This window comes from Streptomyces sp. NPDC045431 (assembly GCF_040646655.1).
Lineage (GTDB): Bacteria > Actinomycetota > Actinomycetes > Streptomycetales > Streptomycetaceae > Streptomyces.
In genome coordinates, this window is the sequence record NZ_JBEZAQ010000003.1 from 477,537 (window position 1) to 498,426 (window position 20,890).

18 protein-coding genes and 1 tRNA gene are annotated in these 20,890 nt (G+C 71.2%); 9 read left to right on the forward strand and 10 right to left on the reverse strand.

What is annotated here, in order from left to right; genetic code table 11:
- The first annotated feature begins 33 nt into the window (after positions 1 to 33).
- From AB0A69_RS10765 to AB0A69_RS10795, 7 genes are all read left to right on the forward strand, one after another.
- A complete protein-coding gene (locus AB0A69_RS10765) occupies positions 34 to 1,827 on the forward strand; it encodes a PQQ-binding-like beta-propeller repeat protein (RefSeq protein WP_361418174.1) in 1,794 nt (597 codons plus the stop codon).
- A 46-nt stretch (positions 1,828 to 1,873) separates the two neighbouring features.
- Positions 1,874 to 3,649, forward strand: coding sequence for a PQQ-binding-like beta-propeller repeat protein (locus AB0A69_RS10770; RefSeq protein ID WP_361418177.1), 1,776 nt, complete (start codon positions 1,874 to 1,876; stop codon positions 3,647 to 3,649).
- 250 nt (positions 3,650 to 3,899) lie between these two features.
- A complete protein-coding gene (locus tag AB0A69_RS10775) occupies positions 3,900 to 4,589 on the forward strand; it encodes a LuxR C-terminal-related transcriptional regulator (protein ID WP_361418179.1) in 690 nt (229 codons plus the stop codon).
- Between the two features lie 112 nt (positions 4,590 to 4,701).
- On the forward strand, positions 4,702 to 5,745 hold the full coding sequence (galT, locus tag AB0A69_RS10780) for a galactose-1-phosphate uridylyltransferase (RefSeq protein WP_361418181.1): 1,044 nt from the start codon (positions 4,702 to 4,704) through the stop codon (positions 5,743 to 5,745).
- Positions 5,742 to 6,707 carry a UDP-glucose 4-epimerase GalE gene (gene galE / locus AB0A69_RS10785; RefSeq protein WP_361418184.1) on the forward strand — a complete coding sequence of 322 codons (966 nt, stop codon included), beginning with the start codon at positions 5,742 to 5,744 and terminating at the stop codon, positions 6,705 to 6,707. Before galT ends, galE begins: the two co-directional genes overlap by 4 nt.
- Entirely contained in the window at positions 6,704 to 7,849 is a 1,146-nt protein-coding gene (gene galK, locus AB0A69_RS10790) for a galactokinase (protein WP_361418187.1), read from the forward strand. The genes galE and galK overlap by 4 nt, the downstream gene beginning before the upstream one ends.
- Positions 7,850 to 8,070: 221 nt before the next feature.
- Positions 8,071 to 8,955 carry a response regulator transcription factor gene (locus AB0A69_RS10795; protein ID WP_361418190.1) on the forward strand — a complete coding sequence of 295 codons (885 nt, stop codon included), beginning with the start codon at positions 8,071 to 8,073 and terminating at the stop codon, positions 8,953 to 8,955.
- Here AB0A69_RS10795 and tamR read toward each other — a convergent pair.
- Positions 8,917 to 9,411: a MarR family transcriptional regulator TamR gene (tamR, locus tag AB0A69_RS10800; RefSeq protein WP_355361846.1), complete on the reverse strand. Its 495-nt coding sequence runs from the start codon at positions 9,409 to 9,411 to the stop codon at positions 8,917 to 8,919. The two genes, AB0A69_RS10795 and tamR, sit on opposite strands and share 39 nt — an antisense overlap.
- Before the next feature lie 131 nt (positions 9,412 to 9,542).
- Here tamR and AB0A69_RS10805 point away from each other — a divergent pair, with 131 nt between their 5' ends.
- Positions 9,543 to 10,370: a trans-aconitate 2-methyltransferase gene (locus tag AB0A69_RS10805; RefSeq protein ID WP_361418193.1), complete on the forward strand. Its 828-nt coding sequence runs from the start codon at positions 9,543 to 9,545 to the stop codon at positions 10,368 to 10,370.
- A gap of 69 nt (positions 10,371 to 10,439) precedes the next feature.
- Here AB0A69_RS10805 and AB0A69_RS10810 read toward each other — a convergent pair whose 3' ends face one another.
- A complete protein-coding gene (locus AB0A69_RS10810; protein WP_084899105.1) occupies positions 10,440 to 11,117 on the reverse strand; it encodes a TetR/AcrR family transcriptional regulator in 678 nt (225 codons plus the stop codon).
- Entirely contained in the window at positions 11,114 to 12,106 is a 993-nt protein-coding gene (locus AB0A69_RS10815; protein WP_361418196.1) for an acyl-CoA desaturase, read from the reverse strand. The genes AB0A69_RS10810 and AB0A69_RS10815 overlap by 4 nt, the downstream gene beginning before the upstream one ends.
- A 228-nt stretch (positions 12,107 to 12,334) precedes the next feature.
- Here AB0A69_RS10815 and ppc point away from each other — a divergent pair, with 228 nt between their 5' ends.
- The gene (ppc, locus tag AB0A69_RS10820; RefSeq protein WP_361418198.1) at positions 12,335 to 15,064 is read left to right on the forward strand and encodes a phosphoenolpyruvate carboxylase; all 2,730 of its coding nucleotides are present in this window, start codon (positions 12,335 to 12,337) and stop codon (positions 15,062 to 15,064) included.
- Positions 15,065 to 15,131: 67 nt separating this feature from the next.
- On the opposite strand, the gene AB0A69_RS10825 is transcribed toward ppc, so the two are convergent.
- From AB0A69_RS10825 to AB0A69_RS10855, 7 genes are all read right to left on the reverse strand, one after another.
- Positions 15,132 to 15,614, reverse strand: coding sequence for a hypothetical protein (locus AB0A69_RS10825; protein ID WP_361418202.1), 483 nt, complete (start codon positions 15,612 to 15,614; stop codon positions 15,132 to 15,134).
- Positions 15,615 to 15,704: 90 nt separating this feature from the next.
- Positions 15,705 to 16,301 (reverse strand): aminoacyl-tRNA hydrolase, encoded by a 597-nt coding sequence (gene pth / locus AB0A69_RS10830; RefSeq protein ID WP_361418205.1) that lies wholly within the window; start codon positions 16,299 to 16,301, stop codon positions 15,705 to 15,707.
- A gap of 89 nt (positions 16,302 to 16,390) precedes the next feature.
- Entirely contained in the window at positions 16,391 to 16,984 is a 594-nt protein-coding gene (locus tag AB0A69_RS10835) for a 50S ribosomal protein L25/general stress protein Ctc (RefSeq protein WP_361418208.1), read from the reverse strand.
- Positions 16,985 to 17,190: 206 nt separating this feature from the next.
- The gene (locus AB0A69_RS10840; protein ID WP_031068797.1) at positions 17,191 to 18,168 is read right to left on the reverse strand and encodes a ribose-phosphate diphosphokinase; all 978 of its coding nucleotides are present in this window, start codon (positions 18,166 to 18,168) and stop codon (positions 17,191 to 17,193) included.
- A gap of 109 nt (positions 18,169 to 18,277) precedes the next feature.
- On the reverse strand, positions 18,278 to 19,729 hold the full coding sequence (gene glmU / locus AB0A69_RS10845; protein ID WP_361418211.1) for a bifunctional UDP-N-acetylglucosamine diphosphorylase/glucosamine-1-phosphate N-acetyltransferase GlmU: 1,452 nt from the start codon (positions 19,727 to 19,729) through the stop codon (positions 18,278 to 18,280).
- 118 nt (positions 19,730 to 19,847) lie between these two features.
- Positions 19,848 to 19,919 (reverse strand) — tRNA-Gln (locus AB0A69_RS10850).
- 25 nt (positions 19,920 to 19,944) lie between these two features.
- Positions 19,945 to 20,805, reverse strand: a complete 861-nt coding sequence (locus AB0A69_RS10855) for a hypothetical protein (RefSeq protein WP_361418214.1) — start codon at positions 20,803 to 20,805, stop codon at positions 19,945 to 19,947.
- Positions 20,806 to 20,890: the final 85 nt, after the last annotated feature.

The window sequence follows — 20,890 nt, forward strand, 5'->3', positions numbered from 1 at the left end:
CGGTCACCGGACCGCACGAAGGGGGAAGCGCTGATGACTCAGCCGCCCAGCCAGCAACCGCCGCAGGGGGGCGGCTTCGGGTCTCCTCAGGACCCGCAGCAGGGCTTCCCTCAGCCCCCCGGCCAGCCGCCGGTGCCGCCGGCCCAGCCGCCCATGCCGCCGTCGCAGCCCCCGGCCGGCCCGCCGCCCGCCGCCCCGCCGCAGGGCCCCCAGCCCGGTTACGGCTACCCCCAGCAGCCGGGCCCGTACGCCCCCCAGCCCGGACCTTACGGCGCCCAGCCGGGCCCCTACGGCCAGCCGCAGCCCGGCGCCTACGGCGGCTACCCGGGGCAGCCGCAGTACCCCGGCGCCCCCGCGCCCGGGCCCGCCGGCGGCGGACGCAACCCCTTCAAGGGCAAGCCCGGCGTCATCATCGGCGCCGCCGTGGCCGCCCTCCTCGTCATCGGCGGCGGCACCTGGTTCGCCGTCAGCGGCGACGACACCGACCCCAAGAAGTCCGACGCCAAGGGCTCCAGCGCCGCCCCCGCCCCCACCGGCTCCGGTGAGGTGGACCAGGGCGACGGCAGCGGCGACGGCCGCGACGCCGGGGACGACCTCAACGCCGGTCGCAAGGACGGCGAGGCCAAGGTCGCCTGGCTCGGCACCAACGACGTCGACCTCCCGCGCAACGGCGCGGACGTGTACGGCCCCTGGGTCGTCGGCGACACCCTCGTCAAGGCCATGTACAAGAGCGTCACCGGCTACTCGGTCGCCGACGGCAAGAAGAAGTGGGAGGTGCCGTTCACCACCGAGGTGTGCGCCGCCCCCGTCGCGCCCGCCGCCGACGGCACCCTCGTCATCGGCGTCAAGGACGGCAACGGCGACCGGGCCGACTGCCTCCAGCTCCAGCAGATCGACCTCAAGACCGGCAAGGCGGGCTGGAAGCAGACCATCGCCAAGGGCACCGGCTTCAGCGCGCTCTCCGACGTCACGCTCGCCATCAGCGGCACCACCGTGACCGCCGCCGGCACCAACAACTCCTACGGCTACTCCCTCACCGACGGCAAGCAGCTCTTCGGCAAGCCGTCCGGCGGCTGCCAGCCGTACGCCTTCGCCGGCGGCCCCAAGCTCATCGCCGCCGCCAGCTGCCCCACCGGCGACTACGAGAAGCAGCAGCACCAGATCAGCGAGGTCGACCCGGCGACCGGCAAGCCCAAGTGGTCGTACAAGCTGGCCCCCAACTGGGAGGTCGACAAGGTCTACTCCGTCAGCCCGCTGGTCGTCTCGGCGACCCAGCGCAAGGAGAAGAAGTGGTCCGTCTTCGCGCTGACGGACACCGGCAAGCTCCGCTCCACCCTCGACGGCGGCAAGGACAAGTTCGAGATCAACTGCGGTGGCAGCTTCATCGTCTTCGGCCAGAACCTGGAGGGCTGCGTCGGCGTCGCCGCCGACGCCTCCACCTTCTACATGGCCACCGCGCCCACCTCGGTCACCGACGGCACCAATGACGTGGTGGCGTTCGACCTCGACACCGGCAAGCCCAAGTGGCGCTCCTCGGCGGGCCCGAAGAAGACCATGACGCCGCTGCGCATGGAGGGCGGCAACGTGCTGCTCTACATGGAGGGCTCCTGGGACCGGGGCGGCGCGGTCGCCACGCTCGCGCCGACCGGCGGCAAGCCCGCGGTGCTGCTCCAGCACCCGCAGTCGACGGCCCAGATCGAACGGTCCTTCTTCGACGCGCAGTACGCCTACGCCGACGGCCGGTTCTTCATCGTCAGCGGTCGCGTGAGCGCGAGCAACGACGAACAGGAGAAGCAGACCAAGACGATGATGGCCTTCTCCAAGTGACGCACCAGCAGCAGGGCCCGAACCGGACCCCAGAGGGACTCACACCATGACGCAGCCACCCCCGCCGCCGCCGAACCATCCGCCTGGCTCCCCGCCGGGCCAGCCGCCCCAGGGCGGTTTCGGCGCCCCCACCCCGCCGCCGAACCCCGGCTACGGCTACCCCCAGGCTCCGGGCCAGGCCCCCGGCTACGGCTACCCCCAGGCCCCGGGCCAGCCCCCCGGCTACGGCTACCCCCAGGCCCCCGGTCAGGCTCCCGGCCAGGTCCCCGGCCAGCAGCCGTACGGCTACGGTTACCCGACCGCCCCCGTGCACCAGCAGCCCCCGGGGCAGCCGCCGCTGCCCCCGCCGGGCGGCAGGAAGCCGTCCACGCAGCTGCGGATCATCATCGCCGCGGCCGTCGCCGTGGCCCTGATCATCGCGGGCGGCATCTGGTACGCCGGCACCAGCGGCGACGACGGCGGCAAGGGCGACGAGGCCAAGGGCGCCACCGCCGGTGCCACCGCCGGAGGGGGCGGCGGCGGTGGCGGCGGCACGGCGCCCGACGGGCCGGGCAAGGAGAAGGCGCCCGCCAACACCCGCTCGAAGGTGGCCTTCCAGATGCCGCACCCCAAGGTCGCGGACGTGACGACCGTGGCCGGCTCCTGGATCACCGACAAGGCGTACGTGAAGTCGGGCATCGACTCGGTCGTCGGGTACGACCTCGACAAGGGCACCCCGCTGTGGACCCTCCCCCTGCCCGGCCAGGTCTGCGCGGCGTCCCGCCACGTCCAGGACAACAAGACGGCGATCGCCTTCGAGGCCACCAAGCGCGTCGCCCCGAAGTACTACCAGCCGTGCACCGAGGTCGGCGTCATCGACCTGACCACGGGCAAGCTGCTGTGGAGCAAGTCCGCGGCCGGCACGGGCAACGGGCCCAAGATCCGGTTCAGCGAGGTCACCGTCGGCGCCGGCGCGGTCGCCGCGGGCGGCACGGACGGCGGCGGCGCCTGGGACCTGGCCACCGGCAAGGAGCTCTGGAAGCCCCAGATCAACGCCGAGCAGTGCTACGACATGGGGTACGGCGGCGGCGCGGCCCTCGTCGCGGCCCGCAAGTGCGGCCCGCGCGACCAGCAGTACGTGCTGATCCAGAACCTCGACCCGAAGACCGGGCGGCCGCTCGCGCAGTTCAAGATGCCGGACGGGGTGGAGTACGCGAGCGTCGTCTCCACCAAGCCGCTGGTCGTCGCGGCCGACGTCGGCGACACTGCCGGTGACGGCTCCGGGATCTCCGACCTCTTCTCCCTCGACGAGAAGACCGGCAAGCTCAAGGCCAAGATCGCCGTGGACGCCGAACGGTTCGCAGGCGACTGCGACTCGACCCTGGTCGAGGCGTGCAGCAAGGTCGTCGTCGGCAACGGCCGCGTCTACCTCCCCACCGAGGACCACGAGGGCGCGGGCGAGGGCTACGGCCAGACCAACGAGATCGTCTCCTTCGACCTCACCACCGGCAAGCCCACCAGCGACAAGGCCGAGGCGGGCGACCGCTACTCGATGTTCCCGCTGCGCATGGACGGCGGCAACATCATCGCGTACAAGGAACCGCCCTACGACAAGGGCGGCCAGATCGTCAGCATCGACGGGTCCACCTTCAAGCAGACCGTGCTGCTGGAGAACCCGGCCGACGAAGCGGTGCGCGACGCCGAGTCGAGCTTCTCGCTCGACCACGCGGAGATCCGCTACACCGCCGGACGGCTGTTCATCTCGGAGCGGATGATCTCCGAACCGAGCAGCTCCTCCGTCGACGACAAGCAGTACTTCGTGCTGGCGTACACCACGCACTGACGCCCGCCCGCCCCTGGGGTGGGTCCGTCGCCCGGCCCGGCACCTCGCACGAGCGAGGTGCCGGGCCGTCAGCATAAAGGGACTCAAGTAGCCCTTATCAGCGAAGAATTCGACATTCCGGGGGGCTTCTGACAAGTAGGGGGCGCGCGATGTCGAACAAGCGTGTAGCTTGCCGGGTCAACAGTGCCGGGGACGGCGGGGGGCCGGAGCCGGCGGGGAGCCGGGACCGGCGGGGATGGGGGATTGCTCGATGGGCGTGCGGCTCATGGTGGTCGACGACCACCGCCTGCTCGCCGAGGCGCTCGCCTCGGCGCTGAAACTGCGCGGCCACCGGGTGCTCGCGGCCGCCGCACCCGCCGCCGGCGCGGCCGAGCTGGTGGTGAGCCGCGCGCCGGAGGTGTGCCTGCTGGGCACGGCCGCCCCCGCGGAACCGGGCGCCTTCGACCCGGTCGTCCGCATCAAGCAGGACCGCCCGCAGGTGGCGGTGGTCATCCTCGGCCCCGTGCCGAGCCCGCGCGGGATCGCGGCGGCGTTCGCCGCGGGCGCGTCCGGCTACGTACGCCACGACGAGCGCATCGAAGGCGTCGAGCGGGCGATGCTCAAGGCCAGGGCGGGCGAGGTGGCGATCGCGCCCCAGCTGCTCCAGGGCGCCTTCACCGAACTGCTGAACCCGGCGGCGCAGCCCGACGACGAGGGCCAGCGGCTGCTGCGGATGCTCACGCCGCGGGAAGTGGAGGTGCTCGTCCGGGTCGCGGAGGGCGAGGACACCCGGCTGATCGCCGCGGGCATGCACATCGCGCCGAGCACCGCGCGCACGCACGTGCAGCGCGTGCTGATGAAGCTGGGCGTCGGCTCCCGCCTGGAGGCCGCCGCCCTCGCCGCCCGTACGGGCCTCCTGGACCGCGCGGCCCTGCGGCACGCGGCCCAGCCCACCGACTGAGACTGGCCGTGAGAGACCCCCCGCCGGGGCGGGGCGCCGGCATTGACTGCGATGTTCGATTGTGGTTCCTTGTGTGTGGTTGTGTTTGAACAGCACACGGCAGGAGTCCGTAGTGAAGAAAACGTCGACCCGGCTGGCCGACGGGCGCGAGCTGGTCTACTACGACCGGCGGGACGACGCCGTACGCGACGCCGTCGACCCCCGCCCCCTCGACCCCATCTCCACCACCTCCGAGATCCGGCACGACCCCCTCCTCGGCGACTCCGTCGCCATCGCCTCGCACCGCCAGGGCCGCACCTACCACCCGCCCGCCGACGAGTGCCCCCTGTGCCCCTCCCGGGACGGCCGGCACAGCGAGATCCCCGACGCCGACTACGACGTCGTCGTCTTCGAGAACCGCTTCCCCTCCCTCGCCGGCGACTCCGGGCGCTGCGAGGTCGTCTGCTTCACCCCCGACCACGACGCCTCCTTCGCCGACCTCACCGAAGAGCAGGCCGCCCTCGTCCTGGAGGCCTGGACCGACCGCACCGCCGAACTCGCCGCGCTGGACCAGGTCGAGCAGGTCTTCTGCTTCGAGAACCGCGGCGCCGAGATCGGCGTCACCCTCGGCCACCCGCACGGCCAGATCTACGCGTACCCCTTCACCACCCCCCGCACGGCGGCGATGCTCCGCTCCCTCGACGCCCACCGCGCCGCCACCGGCCGCAACCTCTTCGACGACCTCCTCGCCCGCGAGCGCGCCGACGCCGAACGGGTGGTCCTGGAGACCGACGAGTGGGTCGCCTACGTGCCGTACGCCGCGCACTGGCCGTACGAAGTGCACCTCCACCCCACACGGCGCGTGCCCGACCTGCGGGCCCTGGACGACGCGGCGCGCGACGGGTTCCCCGGCGTCTACCTGGAGCTGCTGCGCCGCTTCGACCGGATCTTCGGCCCCGACGAACCCCCCACGCCGTACATCGCCGCCTGGCACCAGGCGCCGCTGCGCGACCCCCGGCGCGCCGACTTCGCCCTGCATCTGGAGCTTTTCACCATCCGGCGCACCTCCGGCAAGCTCAAGTTCCTGGCGGGCTCCGAGTCGGGCATGAGTGTGTTCATCAACGACGTACCGCCGGAGGCCGCGGCCCGGCGACTGCGAGAGGTGGCGAGCAAGTGAGCAAGTACCTGGTGACGGGCGGAGCCGGCTACGTCGGCGGTGTGGTCGCCGCACACCTGCTGGAGGCCGGGCACGACGTGACCGTCCTGGACGACCTGTCGACGGGCTTCCGCGCGGGCGTCCCGGCCGGGGCCCGCTTCATCGAGGGCCGCGTCCAGGACGCCGCCCGCCACCTCGACGCCTCGTACGACGGCGTGCTCCACTTCGCCGCCTTCTCGCAGGTCGGCGAGTCGGTCACCGACCCCGAGAAGTACTGGGCCAACAACGTCGGCGGCACCATGGCGCTGCTCGCCGCCATGCGCGACGCGGGCGTGCGCCGCCTCGTCTTCTCCTCCACGGCCGCCACCTACGGCGAACCGGTCTCCACGCCCCTCACCGAAACCGACCCGACCGCCCCCACCAGCCCCTACGGCGCCTCCAAGCTCGCCGTCGACCACATGCTCACCGGCGAGGCCGCCGCCCACGGCCTGGCCGCCGCCTCGCTGCGCTACTTCAACGTCGCCGGGGCGTACGGGGAGTGCGGCGAGCGCCACGACCCCGAGTCGCACCTCATCCCGCTCGTCCTCCAGGTCGCCCTCGGCAAGCGCCCGTCGATCTCCGTCTACGGCGACGACTACCCGACCCCCGACGGCACCTGCGTCCGCGACTACATCCACGTCGCCGACCTCGCCGAGGCGCACCTGCTGGCCCTCGACGCGCTCGCACCGGGCGAGCACCTGATCTGCAACCTCGGCAACGGCAACGGCTTCTCCGTCCGCGAGGTCATCGAGACCGTCCGCGAGGTGACCGGCCACCCCGTCCCGGAGGCCGTCGCCCCGCGCCGCGCCGGCGACCCGGCGGTGCTGGTCGCCTCCGCCGCCACCGCCCGGGAGCGGCTGGGCTGGCGGCCCTCCCGCCCCGGCCTCGCGCACATCGTGGCGGACGCGTGGGAGTTCGCGCAGAAGCGGGAGGCGGGGAAGTGACGGACACAGCGCAGGACTTCCGGGCGCTGTACGGGTACGCGCCCGAGGGCGTGTGGGCCGCGCCCGGCCGGGTCAACCTCATCGGTGAGTACACCGACGTCAACGACGGCTTCGTACTGCCGCTGGCTCTCCCGCACACCGCCGTCGCCGCGGTGGCGCGGCGCTCCGACGGGCGGCTGCGCGTGCACTCCGCCGACGTCGACCAGGGGGTCGTCGAGCTCGCGTGCGACGAGCTGGTCCCCCGCGCGGGCACCGGCTGGGCCGCCTACCCGGCCGGGGTGGTGTGGGCGCTGCGCGAAGCCGGGCACCCCGTCACCGGTGCCGACATCCACCTCGCCTCCACCGTCCCGACCGGCGCCGGCCTGTCGTCGTCGGCCGCCCTGGAGGTCGTCACCGCGCTCGCGCTGAACGAGCTGTACGGCCTCGGGCTCGCTCGCGAGGAGCTGGCCGTGCTCGCACAGCGCGCGGAGAACGCCTTCGTGGGCGTGCCGTGCGGCGTGATGGACCAGATGGCGTCGGCGTGCTGCACCGAGGGGCACGCCCTCCACCTCGACACCCGCGACCTGTCGCACCGCCAGGTCCCGTTCGACCTCGCCGCGCGGGGGCTGCGCCTCCTCGTCGTCGACACCCGGGTGAAGCACGCGCTCGGCGACGGCGCGTACGCCGAGCGGCGCGCCGGGTGCGAGGCGGGCGCGCGGGCGCTCGGCGTGCGCACGCTGCGCGACATCGACCACGTGCAACTACTCGACGCCCTGCGGCGGTTGCCCGGCGAAACGATTCGCTCGTACGTCCGCCACGTCGTCTCCGACAACCACCGCGTACGGCGGACCATCGCGCTGCTCGACGCCGGCGACGTACGGGCGGTGGGGCCGGTGCTCACCGAGGGGCACGCGTCCCTCCGCGACGATCTGCGGGTTTCCTGCCCGGAGTTGGACCTGGTGGTGTCCGCGGCGACCGGGGCGGGCGCGCTGGGCGCGCGGATGACGGGCGGCGGCTTCGGCGGCTCGGCGATCGTCCTGACCGAGGCGGACGGCGAGGAAACCGTGACGAAAGCCGTCCGAACGGCCTTCGCCGGGGCCGGGTTCGCGGCTCCGCGCGTCTTCCCGGCGGTCCCGTCGGCGGGAGCGCGTCGCCTCGCGTAACCGGTCAGTTCCGCAAACCGCCCTCCCCTCCGGGCCGCCGGCCGTACTCTGATGCACGGTGCCGGTGGGGGCCGGCGCTGATCAGGGGCGAGACAGTCGGGTACGGCGCCCGGGGTGGGGTAACAGTCACTGCACGGCGGCGGCCGTGCGACGACCATGGGACCTCCTCTCCGGGCGCCGTATCCGCGGCTGCTCCGCCTTCCTCGACACAGCGGCGACACATGGGGGTGTCAGTGGTCCGTATCCGGGTTCTGGTGGTGGACGACCACCGCATCTTCGCCGAGTCGCTCGCGGCGGCCCTCGCCGCCGAGCCCGACGTGGACGTCGCGGCGGCCGGCAGCGGCCCCGCCGCGCTGCGCTGCCTGGAGCGGGCCGCCTCCGAGGGCCGTACGTTCGACGTCCTGCTGATCGACGCCGACCTCGGCGCGGGCGGCCTCACCGCCGCGAGCCCGCCGGTGCGGGTGCCCGCCCCCCGGAACGCCCCGCCCCCGGCCGTCCTCTCCGCAACCGCCCCGCCCCCCGCCGCCTCGCCGCACGCGGTCCCGGACCACGGCGGCCACGGCGCCCACGGCGAGGAACCGGCCGACGGCATCTCGCTCGTCGCGAGCGTCCGCTCCACCCAGCCCACCGTGCGGACCGTCGTGCTCGCCGAGAAGGACGACCCGCGCCGCGCCGCGCTCGCCCTCCAGGCCGGAGCCTCCGGCTGGGTCGCCAAGGACTGTTCGCTCCAGCGGCTGCTGGCGGTGATCCGCGGCGTGCTGCGCGACGAGACCCACCTGCCGCCGGCCCTGCTCACCGGGGTGCTGCGCGAGCTGACGGCCGCGCGCAAGCACCGCACCGAGAGCGAGCGGCTGGTGGAGTCCCTGACCCCGCGCGAGCGGGAGGTGCTGCGCTGCATGGTCGCTGGCCTCGGCCGCAAGGCCGTCGCCGAACGGCTCTTCCTCTCCCCGCACACCGTGCGCACGCACATGCAGAACGTGCTCGGCAAGCTCGGCGTGCACTCCACGCTGGCGGCCGTCGCGCTGGCGCGCCGGGCGGGCGTGGGCCCGGCCGATCTCGGCCCGGGGCTAGGGGATGTTGTCGAACGGGGCGGTCAGCTGGCGTAGCAGCGCGGCGAGCTCGGCCCGCTGCGCGCGGGACAGCTCCACGAGGATCGCCCGCTCCTGGTCCAGCAGCCCCGCGAGCGCCTGGTCGGCCCGGTCGCGCCCCTCGGGGGTGAGGCGCACGAGGACACCGCGGCGGTCGCTGGGGTCGGGCAGCCGCTCGACGAGGCCCTTCTTGGCGAGCCGGTCGATGCGGTTGGTCATGGTGCCGGAGGTGACGAGCGTTTGCGTGAGCAGCTGGCCGGGGGAGAGCTGATAGGGGGCGCCCGCGCGGCGCAGCGACGTCAGGACGTCGAACTCCCACGGCTCCAGCTCGTGCTCGGAGAACGCCAGCCGACGAGCGCGGTCGAGGTGCCGGGCCAGCCTGGACACACGGCTGAGCACCTCGAGCGGTTCCACGTCGAGGTCGGGGCGCTCGCGGCGCCATGCTGCGACCAGTCGATCGACCTCGTCCTCCATGGCGATCAGTGTAGGCGCTCTGTCGATGTGAAGTCTCTTGACGTCAAGAAATACTCGCCTTGACCATTGGGCATGACGGGGCCGGGACTCTGTTCCGCTTCGGTACGCCGTTCCAGCAAGGGGGCTTGTCCATGCATTCCGCACCAATCTGGGATCCACAGCAGTACCTGCGCCACTCCGATCACCGCACCCGCCCGTTCATCGACCTCCTCAACCGCATACCCGAGCTGCCCGCGACCGCGCACGGCAGGCCGGCCCGAATCGCCGACATCGGGTGTGGCCCCGGCAACGTCACCGCGCTCCTCGCCGACCGCTGGCCCGACGCCCACATCACCGGCTTCGACCTCTCACCCGAGATGCTGGAGCAGGCCAAACAGCGCTACGCCGGCACCACGCCCGGCGGCGGCTGGCTCGACTTCCGCCCGGCCGACGCCGCGCACTGGACGCCGGACGAACCGTACGACCTGATCGTCTCCAACGCGGCCCTCCAGTGGGTGCCCAACCACCCCGAGTCCCTGCCCCTGTGGATCGACGGCCTCACCCCCGGCGGCACACTCGCCTTCCAGGTCCCGGGCAACTTCACCTCGCCCAGCCACGCCCTCCTCGGCGAGCTGTGCGAGTCCCCGCAGTGGCGCGACCGCCTCGGGGACCACGGCCGCCGCTTCGTCCACATCCTCACCTCCGCCGACTACCTGGCCCGCCTCACCGACCTGGGCTGCCGGACCGAGGTCTGGGAAACCGTCTACTCCCAGCTCCTCCAGGGCGAGGACCCCGTCCTCGACTGGGTCAAGGGCACCGCCCTGCGCCCCGTCCTCACCGCCCTGGAGGGCGACGACGAGGCCATCGCCGAGTTCCTCGCCCAGTACCGCGACCTGCTGCGCAAGGCCTACCCGCCGGGCCCGCACGGCACGGTCTTCCCGTTCCGCCGGATCTTCGCCGTCGCCCGCAAGCCCGGGTGACGGGCCCGGGAGCAACACGGAGGGGCGCCGCGCGTCGAGCGCGGCGCCCCTCCGCCGGTACCAGGGTGATCAGCTCTTGCGGTGACCTATCAGCCGCGGCTTCGGCTCCAGCCCGTCCAGCCCGTGCCAGGCCAGGTTCACCAGATGCGCGGCGACCTCCGCCTTCTTCGGCTTGCGGGCGTCCAGCCACCACTGGCCCGTCAGGGCCACCATCCCCACCAGCGCCTGCGCGTACAGCGGCGCCAGCTTCGGATCGAAGCCCCGGGCCTTGAACTCCAGGCCCAGGATGTCCTCCACCTGCGTGGCGATGTCCGAGATCAGCGAGGCGAACGTACCCGTGGACTGCGCCACCGGGGAGTCCCGGACCAGGATCCGGAAGCCGTCCGTGTACGTCTCGATGTAGTCCAGCAGCGCGAACGCCGCCTGCTCCAGGAGCTCCCGCGGGTGCCCCGCGGTCAGGGCGCCGGTCACCATGTCGAGCAGCTGGCGCATCTCGCGGTCCACGACGACCGCGTACAGACCTTCCTTGCCGCCGAAGTGCTCGTACACCACCGGCTTGGACACCCCGGCCTTCGCCGCGATCTCCTCCACCGACGTGCCTTCGAAGCCCCGCTCCGCGAAGAGGGTGCGGCCGATGTCGAGCAGCTGCTGGCGGCGCTCGGCTCCCGTCATCCGGACCCGCCGACCGCGCCTCGGTTTGTCACTGCTGCTGGTACTGCTGCCGTCGATCGCCACACCGTCCATCATGCCGCGTTCGCGGCGCGGTCCTGGCGGCGGGCTTCGATCCGCGACGCGCTCGGCCAGCGCACGTCGTACGCCCAGCCCAGCTTCTCGAACCAGCGGATCAGCCGCGCGCTGGAGTCGATCTGCCCCCGCATCACACCGTGACGCGCGGACGTCGGGTCGGCGTGGTGCAGGTTGTGCCACGACTCACCGCACGACAGCACCGCCAGCCACCACACGTTCCCCGAACGGTCCCGCGACTTGAACGGCCGCTTGCCCACCGCGTGGCAGATCGAGTTGATCGACCACGTCACGTGGTGCAGCAGCGCCACCCGCACCAGCGAGCCCCAGAAGAACGCCGTGAACGCGCCCCACCACGACATCGTCACCAGACCGCCGACCAGCGGCGGGATCGCGAGCGAGAGCACCGTCCAGCCGATGAAGCCCCGGGAGATCGCCCGCATCGCCGGGTCCTTGATCAGGTCCGGTGCGTACTTGGCCTGCGGGGTGCGCTCCTCATCGAACATCCACCCGATGTGCGCCCACCACAGGCCCTTCATCAGCGCCGGCACCGTCTCACCGAACCGCCACGGCGAATGCGGGTCGCCCTCCGCGTCCGAGAACTTGTGGTGCTTGCGGTGATCCGCCACCCACCGCACCAGCGGGCCCTCCACCGCCAGCGACCCCATGATCGCCAGCGCGATCCGCAGGGGACGCTTCGCCTTGAACGAACCGTGCGTGAAGTACCGGTGGAAACCGATCGTGATGCCGTGGCAGCCGATGAAGTACATCGCCACCAGCAGGCCGAGGTCCAGCCAGCTCACGCCCCAGCCCCACGCCAGCGGCACCGCCGCGAGCAGGGCCAGGAACGGCACCGTGATGAAGAGCAGCAGCGCGATCTGCTCGATCGAACGCTTGTTGTCTCCGCCCAGCGTGGCGGAGGGCGCATCCGGGGAAGCGGCAGCGTCAGCGGCCGGGTCCGCGGTGTGAAGCATGTCGGGGGTTGTGGTCATAGGGTCCCCTGGGGGTGAGGGATACGAAGGAAACCGGGTCTCGGGTACCCGTTCCTACGGCCCCGTAACCTACGGCGTCGTAAGTATGTCAGCGCACGGGCGCGCGGCAAGGGGGCAGTGGACACCGCCACACCACGCGCCACCTATCCTGGGAGTCGTCGGACAGCGCGGTCCGCGAGCTTTCAGTACCCCTCCAGACGTGCTCGAACACTGCAAGGAGCCGCACCTGTGAGCAGTGCAGACCAGACCTCCACCGCCAACGCCGAGCTGCGTTCCGACATCCGCCGACTGGGCGACCTCCTCGGCGAAACACTCGTGCGCCAGGAGGGCCCCGAGCTCCTCGAGCTCGTCGAGAAGGTCCGCCGCCTGACCCGCGAGGACGGCGAGGCCGCCGCCGAGCTGCTCGGCGACACCGACCTCCAGACCGCGGCCAAGCTCGTCCGCGCCTTCTCCACCTACTTCCACCTCGCCAACGTCACCGAGCAGGTGCACCGCGGCAAGGAACTGCGCGAGAAGCGCGCCGCCGAAGGCGGCCTCCTCGCCCGCACCGCCGACATGCTCAAGGACGGCGACCCCGAGCACGTACGCGAGACCGTCCGGAACCTCAACGTCCGGCCCGTCTTCACCGCGCACCCCACCGAGGCCGCGCGCCGCTCCGTGCTCAACAAGCTCCGCCGCATCGCCGAGCTCCTCGAAACCCCGGTCATCGCCTCCGACCGGCGCCGCCACGACCTGCGCCTGGCCGAGTCCATCGACCTCGTCTGGCAGACCGACGAGCTCCGCGTCGTACGGCCCGAGCCCGCCGACGAAGCCCGCAACGCCATCTACTACCTCGACGAACTCCACGCCAACGCCGTCGGTGACGTCCTCGAAGACCTCGCCGCCGAACTCGAGCGCGTCGGCGTCGAGCTGCCCCCCGGCACCCGCCCCCTCACCTTCGGCACCTGGATCGGCGGCGACCGCGACGGCAACCCCAACGTCACGCCCACCGTCACCCGCGAAGTGCTGATCCTCCAGCACGAGCACGGCATCACCGACGCCATCGAGCTGATCGACCAGCTCCGCGCGCAGCTCTCCAACTCCATCCGCTACGCCGGCGCCACCCGGGAACTCCTCGACTCCCTCCAGCAGGACCTCGAGAACCTCCCCGAGATCAGCCCCCGCTACAAGCGCCTCAACGCCGAAGAGCCCTACCGGCTCAAGGCCACCTGCATCCGCCAGAAGCTCCTCAACACCCGCGAGCGCCTCGCCAAGGGCACCCCCCACCAGGAAGGCCGCGACTACCTCGGCACCGCCGAGCTGCTCGCCGACCTCACCCTGATCCAGACCTCCCTGCGCGAGCACCGCGGCGGCCTCTTCGCCGACGGCCGCCTCGACCGCACCATCCGCACCCTCGCCGCCTTCGGCCTCCAGCTCGCCACCATGGACGTACGCGAGCACGCCGACGCCCACCACCACGCCCTCGGCCAGCTCTTCGACCGACTCGGCGAGGAATCCTGGCGCTACGCCGACATGCCGCGCGACTACCGGCAGAAGCTCCTCGCCAAGGAGCTCCGCTCCCGCCGGCCCCTCGCCCCCCAGCCCGCCCCCCTCGACGCGGCCGGCACCAAGACCCTCGGCGTCTTCCTCACCATCAAGGACGCCTTCGAACGCTTCGGCCCCGAAGTCGTCGAGTCCTACATCATCTCCATGTGCCAGGGCGCCGACGACGTCTTCGCCGCCGCCGTCCTCGCCCGCGAGGCCGGACTCATCGACCTCCACGCCGGCTGGGCCAAGATCGGCATCGTGCCGCTCCTGGAGACCACCGACGAGCTCAAGGCCGCCGACGTCATCCTCAACGACATGCTCGCCGACCCCTCCTACCGGCGCCTCGTCTCCCTGCGCGGCGACGTCCAGGAGGTCATGCTCGGCTACTCCGACTCCTCCAAGTTCGGCGGCATCACCACCAGCCAGTGGGAGATCCACCGCGCCCAGCGCCGCCTGCGCGACGTCGCCCACCGCTACGGAGTCCGCCTCCGCCTCTTCCACGGCCGCGGCGGCACCGTCGGCCGCGGCGGCGGCCCCACCCACGAGGCCATCCTCGCCCAGCCCTGGGGCACCCTCGAGGGCGAGATCAAGGTGACCGAACAGGGCGAGGTCATCTCCGACAAGTACCTCATCCCCTCCCTCGCCCGGGAGAACCTGGAACTCACGGTCGCGGCCACCCTCCAGGCATCCGCCCTGCACACCGCGCCCCGCCAGTCCGACGAGGCCCTCGCCCGCTGGGACGCGGCCATGGACACCGCATCCGAGGCCGCCCACACCGCCTACCGCAGGCTCGTCGAGGACCCCGACCTCCCGGCGTACTTCTTCGCCTCCACCCCCGTCGACCAGCTCGCCGACCTCCACCTCGGCTCCCGGCCCTCCCGCCGCCCCGACTCCGGCGCCGGCCTCGACGGCCTGCGCGCCATCCCGTGGGTCTTCGGCTGGACCCAGTCCCGCCAGATCGTCCCCGGCTGGTACGGCGTCGGCTCCGGCCTCAAGGCCCTGCGCGAAGCCGGCCTCGACGCCGTACTCGACGAGATGTACGAGCAGTGGCACTTCTTCCGCAACTTCCTCTCCAACGTCGAGATGACCCTCGCCAAGACGGACCTGCGGATCGCCCGCCACTACGTCGAGACCCTCGTGCCCGAAAACCTCCGGCACGTCTTCGACACCATCCAGGCCGAGCACGAGCTCACCGTCGCCGAGGTCCTGCGCGTCACCGGCGGCGAGAAGCTCCTCGACTCCAACCCCGTCCTCCAGCAGACCTTCGCCATCCGCGACGCCTACCTGGACCCCATCTCCTACCTCCAGGTCGCCCTGCTGGCCCGCCAGCGCACCGCCGCCGAACGCGGCGAAGAGCCCGACCCGCTGCTCGCCCGCGCCCTGCTGCTCACCGTCAACGGCGTCGCGGCCGGCCTGCGCAACACCGGCTGACCCACCACGACACCGCGACGAAAAGGGGGCGCCCGGGATCACCCGGGCGCCCCCTCGCGTACGCGCCTCAGAGCGCGAAGAACGTCCCCACCAGCAGCACCGCGCCCCCCAACGCCGCCGCCGACGCCAGCCGCGGCAACCGCAGCCCGCCCCCGATCACCAGCGCCGCCAGCAGCAGCGCCCCGCCCAGCGGCAGCCACGCGTGCAGACCGCCCGCCCAGCCCGTGCGGACCAGTACCGTCGTGTCCGGCTTCACCACCACCGGATAGACACCGTCCTCGCGCACCGCGACCGTGTGCGCTATCGACATGTCGGTACGCGGCCCCGCCGGGCCCTCCGGGTCGTACCGCCCCGTGCAGACGTCCGCCGAGCAGCCCGTCACCGTCAGGACGCCGTGCTCCCGCCCCTTGGACAGCAGAACGTGCTGCGCCGTGCCCCAGGACGCCCAGACGCCCGCCACCATCAGCAGCAGGGCGACCAGAGCCATGGCGGCGGCACGGGCGAACGGGAGGAACGCTGAGGTCCGCTTCTTGCGCGAGGGCTTGCTCATGGGGCGCGATCCTCGGTGATACGACCGCGCCCGGTCAATCTCGGTCGAGAACGGTCAGGAGATCGGTCAATAGATCGGTCGCGAGAATGCTCAGGAGTTGTACGCGGACTGAGCCCGCTCCAACCCCTCCGTCACCAGACACTCCACCGCATCCGCCGCCCGGTCCACGAAGTAGTCCAGCTCCTTGCGCTCCGCCGACGAAAAGTCCTTCAACACGAAGTCCGCCACCTGCATCCGCCCCGGCGGCCGCCCGATACCGAACCGCAACCGGTGATACTCCGCACCCATCGCCTTCGTCATCGACTTCAACCCGTTGTGCCCGTTGTCCCCGCCACCCAGCTTCAGCCGCAGCACGCCGTAATCGATGTCCAGCTCGTCATGGATCGCCACGATGTTCGCCGTCGGCACCTTGTAGAAATCCCGCAGCGCCGTCACCGGACCACCCGACAGATTCATGTACGACATCGGCTTCGCCAGCACCACCCGCCGGTTCGCCGGACCCACAGGCCCCATCCGGCCCTCCACCACCTGCGCCTGCGCCTTCTGCGCACGCTTGAACTTCCCGCCGATCCGCTCCGCGAGGAGATCGGCCACCATGAACCCGACGTTGTGCCGATGACCGGCGTACTCAGGCCCCGGATTGCCCAGACCCACGATCAGCCAGGGGGCGCCGGCGTCCGTCGTCATGTCGTCACGTCTCCTCGTACACGTACCGAACAGGGAAACGGGGCGGCGGGCCACAGCCCACCACCCCGTCAAGCGGAACCCGCAAGGGCTCAGGCCTCGGCGGCCTCGTCACCCTCGGCACCCTCAGCAGCCGGCTCCTCGGCCTGCGCGGCCAGGACCTGCAGCACGACGGTGTCACCCTCGACCGCGAGCGTGGTGCCCTTCGGCAGCGGGATGTCCTTCGCCAGGACGGAGGCACCGGCCTCCAGGCCCTCGACGGAGACCGTCAGCGACTCGGGGATGTGGGTGGCCTCGGCCTCGACCGGAAGCGCGTTCAGCACGTGCTCCAGCAGGTTGCCGCCCGGGGCCAGCTCGCCCTCGGCGACGACCGGGATCTCGACGGTGACCTGCTCGCCACGCTGCACCAGCTGCAGGTCGACGTGCTCCAGGAAGCCCTTCAGCGGGTCACGCTGCACGTCCTTCGGGATCGCCAGCTCGGTGCTCTTGCCGTCGATGTCCAGAGAGATCAGGACGTTCGACGTACGCAGCGCCAGCAGCAGGTCGTGACCCGGCAGCGTCAGGTGGATCGGGTCCGAACCGTGGCCGTAGAGAACACCCGGAACCTGGTTCGCGCGGCGGATGCGACGGGCCGCACCCTTGCCGAACTCGGTACGGGTCTGCGCGGTGATCTTCACCTCGGACATATGCACTCCTCGTAAGTGTCAGACGGATCAACGGTCGTGGTTACCCGGCCACGACTGGACTTGGCCTGCTACGAAGAGCGCGTCGATAACGGACCGCCGTACCGGATCAACCGGATACGGCCTCCCTCGCCGAGCAACTACACCAGCTTAACCGAAACGAAAAGGCCGCCCCGACACACGGTCGGAACGGCCCCTTCGCACGCGTACTAGCCCTGCTCCTCGAAGAGGCTCGTCACCGAACCGTCCTCGAACACCTCACGCACCGCACGGGCGATCGTCGGCGCGATCGACAGCACCGTGATCTTGTCGAGCTCCAGCTCACCCGGCGTCGGCAGCGTGTTCGTCAGCACGAACTCACTCACCTTCGAGTTCTTCAGACGGTCCGCCGCCGGACCCGACAGAATGCCGTGCGTCGCCGTGACGATCACGTCCTCCGCACCGTGCGCGAACAGCGCCTCGGCCGCCGCACAGATCGTGCCACCCGTGTCGATCATGTCGTCCACCAGGACACACACCCGGCCCTCGACCTCACCGACGACCTCGTGCACCGTGACCTGGTTCGCCACGTCCTTGTCACGCCGCTTGTGCACGATCGCCAGCGGCGCGTCCAGCCGGTCACACCAGCGGTCCGCCACCCGCACACGACCCGCGTCCGGAGACACGATCGTCAGCTTGTTCCGGTCGACCTTCGCACCTACGTAGTCCGCCAGCACCGGCAGCGCCGACAGATGGTCCACCGGACCGTCGAAGAAGCCCTGGATCTGGTCCGTGTGCAGGTCCACCGTCAGGATCCGGTCCGCACCCGAGCACTTCAGCAGATCCGCGATCAGACGCGCCGAGATCGGCTCACGACCACGGTGCTTCTTGTCCTGCCGCGCATAGCCGTACGACGGGATGATCACGGTGATGCTCCGGGCCGAAGCCCGCTTCAGAGCATCGATCATGATCAGCTGCTCCATGATCCACTTATTGATCGGAGCCGTGTGGCTCTGGATCAGAAAGCAGTCCGCACCGCGCGCCGACTCCTGGAAGCGGACGTAGATCTCACCGTTGGCGAAATCGAACGCCTTGGTCGGCACGAGACCGACACCCAGCTGATGTGCGACCTCCTCGGCCAGCTCGGGGTGGGCGCGGCCGGAGAAGAGCATCAGCTTCTTCTCGCCGGTCGTCTTGATCCCGGTCACAGCACTGTCTCCTCAGACGTGTTCCCTGGCCGCGAGCCACTTCCGCGCGAACCAGCCGAATTTGTGTGCACGTATCACGGTACGCCGAGTTCGACGCACCCGTTTCCGGTCAGTCCTCGCGTCGAGCCTGCTCGGAGGCCTCCGCCGCAGCCTGCGCGGCAGCACTTCCAGGACGCTTCCGCGCCACCCAACCCTCGATATTCCGCTGCTGGCCACGGGCGACGGCCAGCGAACCCGGCGGCACATCCTTCGTGATCACCGAGCCGGCGGCCGTGTAAGCCCCGTCCCCCACCGTGACAGGAGCCACAAACATGTTGTCCGAACCGGTCCGGCAGTGCGACCCGATCGTCGTGTGGTGCTTCGCCTCACCGTCGTAGTTCACGAACACACTCGCCGCGCCGATGTTCGAGTACTCACCGATCGTCGCGTCACCCACGTACGACAGATGCGGCACCTTCGACCCCTCACCCACCTGCGCGTTCTTCATCTCGACGTACGTACCCGCCTTCGACTTCGGCCCCAGGACCGTGCCCGGACGCAGATACGCGTACGGGCCCACCGACGCCGCCTCGCCCACCTCCGCGCGGTCCGCCACCGTGTTGTCCACCCGGGCCCCACGACCCACGCGCGTGTCCCTCAGCCGGCTGTTCGGGCCCACCTCGGCGTCCTCCGCCAGATGCGTGGCACCCAGCAGAATCGTGTTCGGATGCACGACCGCGTCCCGCTCGAACGTCACCGTCGCGTCCACGAACACCGACGCCGGGTCCACCACCGTCACACCGGCCAGCATGGCCCGCTCCAACAGCCGCTCGTTCAGCAGCCGCCGCGCCTCCGCCAGCTGAACCCGGTTGTTGATCCCCAGGATCTCCCGGTGGTCCGGCGCCACCGACGTACCCACCCGGTGCCCGGCCTCCCGCAGGATGCCGAGGACGTCCGTCAGGTACTCCTCGCCCTGGCTGTTGTCCGTCCGCACCTGACCCAGCGCCTCGGCCAGCAGCTTCCCGTCGAACGCGAACACCCCGGAGTTGATCTCCCGGATCGCCCGCTGCTCGTCGGTCGCGTCCTTGTGCTCCACGATCGCCGTCACCGCGCCGGTCCCGGCATCGCGCACGATCCGCCCGTAGCCGGTCGAGTCCGGCACCTCGGCCGTCAGCACCGTGACGGCGTTCCCGTCCGCCGCGTGCGTCGCCGCCAGCGCGCCGAGCGTCTCGCCCGACAGCAGGGGCGTGTCCCCGCACACCACCACGACCGTCCCGTCCAGCGCCCCGGCCCCGAGCTCCTCCAACGCCATGCGCACGGCGTGCCCGGTGCCGTTCTGCTCGTACTGCACGGCGGTCCGGGTGCCCGCGTAGTACTCGTCGAGGTGCGCGGTGACCTGCTCGCGTGCGTGCCCGACGACGACGCACAGGTGCTCGGGCTCCAGCTCACGCGCCGCCGAGACGACGTGGCCGACGAGCGAACGCCCGCAGATTTCGTGCAGGACCTTGGGGGTCTTCGACTTCATGCGGGTGCCCTCACCCGCTGCGAGGACGACGACGGCTGCCGGGCGGTTGGCGCTCACGGGAATGCCCTTCGGCTTTCGGGTGGTGGACAACCGCAGGATACCGGGGGGTTTCGGGGAGGAAACGAGGGCGGGTCCTGACCGGATAGGTCAGGACCCGCATGTATGCCCGTTGGGGCTCCGCCGCCAGGACTCGAACCCGGACTGAGGACACCAAAAGACCCAGTGCTGCCACTTACACCACGGCGGATTGCAGCACCCAGCCGTCGAACCTCCTAGGAGGCGGACGGCTGAGCCTCCCCTACTATGCCGCACCACGCCCCTTCGATGCGACGGTATAGGTCGGCGCTCTGCAGGACATTGATCACCAGGCACCCTCTGTAGGTCTCGCCGACGTTCTTGCGGACCGTCTTCGGGTTGTGCTTCTTGAGGGTCGTCTTGTTGAAGGTCGTGGGGTCGGCCCCGACGAGGTTCGCCCAGTAGCCCTTCGCGCCCTCCACATCAGCCGATTCGTGGATAAGGACGCGGAAGCGCAGGCGCTCCCGATCGATCTTGAGCAGATCGAGCCAGGCGAGAAACACCGTGATCATGCCTGGGTCGCTGTTGACGAATAGCACTGACTCGCGGCGGGCGTAAGGCTTGTCCTTGGCCCCCTCGGCCCAGTACAGACCCACGCCGATCAGGAACAGTTCGCGGTCGGAGAGCTGGCCGACCTCTTGGCGGGCAGCCGCCTTGGTCCGTTGCCGTGCGGCTTCCCGAACCGCGTGTTCGTGTTCCCACCGCTTGGCTGACGCCAGCCGCGCCTGTTCGCCGGGGTCGCGGCGCTCCGGTTTCGGCAGGTCTCGCACCCATAGGGAGATCGAGCTCTTCGAGCAGCCGAGCTCGACCTGGATCTGGTCGTAGGTCATGCCCTGCAGGCGCAGCTCGCGGGCGCGGGCCCGGAGGTCGTCCTTGGCGTTGGGGCGTTTGGTCCACTCCGGTGGGGGTTCTCCTTCTAGTAGGCGGTTGAGGATGTCGTTGTTGTCGACGCGCAGGCGGTCGCGGATCTGGCGGCGGCTGAGCCCTTCGCGGCGCAGCGCCACAGCCTGCTCGCGCAGGCTCTCGAAGTCGGCGTACTTGCCGATGGCGGTGGTCACGCGGACAGCTTCGTCCGGAATGCGGACGTCCGGGTCGAATGCGCGGGCGATTCACGTGTTCGAGGGATCGGCGTGCGTTTCGCGT